At 27.9% G+C, this 967-nt stretch carries 3 protein-coding genes; 2 read left to right on the forward strand and 1 reads right to left on the reverse strand.

The genetic code is table 11. The features are described from left to right. Positions 1-156, reverse strand: a 156-nt coding sequence (locus AMN99_RS03965) for a type II 3-dehydroquinate dehydratase (RefSeq protein ID WP_143323922.1), incomplete at its 3' end; no start/stop codon positions are given. A gap of 16 nt (positions 157-172) precedes the next feature. Here AMN99_RS03965 and thiS point away from each other — a divergent pair. Next, the gene (thiS, locus tag AMN99_RS03970) at positions 173-382 is read left to right on the forward strand and encodes a sulfur carrier protein ThiS (RefSeq protein WP_075506542.1); all 210 of its coding nucleotides are present in this window, start codon (positions 173-175) and stop codon (positions 380-382) included. Between the two features lies 1 nt (position 383). After that, the coding region (locus AMN99_RS03975; RefSeq protein WP_075506543.1) for a thiazole synthase at positions 384-967 on the forward strand (584 nt) is incomplete at its 3' end.

Genomic DNA, 967 nt, shown 5'->3' on the forward strand with positions numbered 1-967 from the left:
TTCTTCATAAGTATCAATTTTTACCTCAATTTCTTTTGATTTTTTTAAACAATTTTCTTTAAGTTGTTCATAGTTACCTGATCCATATTGTGATTGTTCTCTTTCACCTAATAGATTAAGATTTGGTCCGTTAATAATAATTATTTTATTATTCATTCAGCTTTTATATACGATGAAAAAAATAAAAATCAAAGTAAATGGTAAAAACAGATCAATTTCTGAAACATATAAACTTTCAGATTTAATAAAACACCTTAAAATTCCTATGAAAAAAGTAGCAATTGAACTTAATGAAGAAATAATAGATAAAAAAAATGTTAATAAAATTAAATTAAAACAAAACGATAAAATTGAGATTGTTCATTTTATAGGAGGAGGGTAACATGAAAAAAGATAATCTCATCATTGCTAAAAAAAAATTTAAATCTAGATTAATTGTTGGTACTGGGAAGTATAAAACTATGTCTGAGTGTGCCAAAGCTATCAAATTGTCAGGAGCAGAGATAGTAACTGTTGCAGTTAGAAGAGTAAATATTTCTGATAAGAACAAACCTTTGTTAATGGATTATATAGATCCAAAAAAAATTACCTATTTGCCTAATACAGCGGGTTGTTTTAATTCTAAAGAAGCTCTTAGAACTTTGAGGTTAGCAAGAGAAATAGGTGGGTGGAAATTAGTTAAATTAGAAGTTTTAGGAGATAAGGAAAATTTATTTCCTGATATGATTGAAACTTTAGAATCTACTGAAGTTCTCACCAAAGAGGGATTTAAAGTTATGGTTTATTGTAACGATGATCCATTAATGGCAAAAAGATTAGAAAATGTTGGAGCTGCTGCGATAATGCCACTAGCAGCACCAATTGGATCAGGTTTAGGAATACAAAATAAAATTAATATTCAAATAATCAGGAAACAAACAAAACTTCCATTAATTATTGATGCGGGTCTTGGACAAGCTTCAGATGC

It is taken from the genome of Candidatus Pelagibacter communis (assembly GCF_001180225.1).
In the GTDB taxonomy this organism is placed as follows: domain Bacteria; phylum Pseudomonadota; class Alphaproteobacteria; order Pelagibacterales; family Pelagibacteraceae; genus Pelagibacter; species Pelagibacter ubique_D.

Excerpts from the sequence above, each read along its gene's own strand:
- thiS (WP_075506542.1), top strand. The coding sequence starts at position 173 with ATGAAAAAAATAAAAATCAAAGTAAATGGTAAAAACAGATCAATTTCT.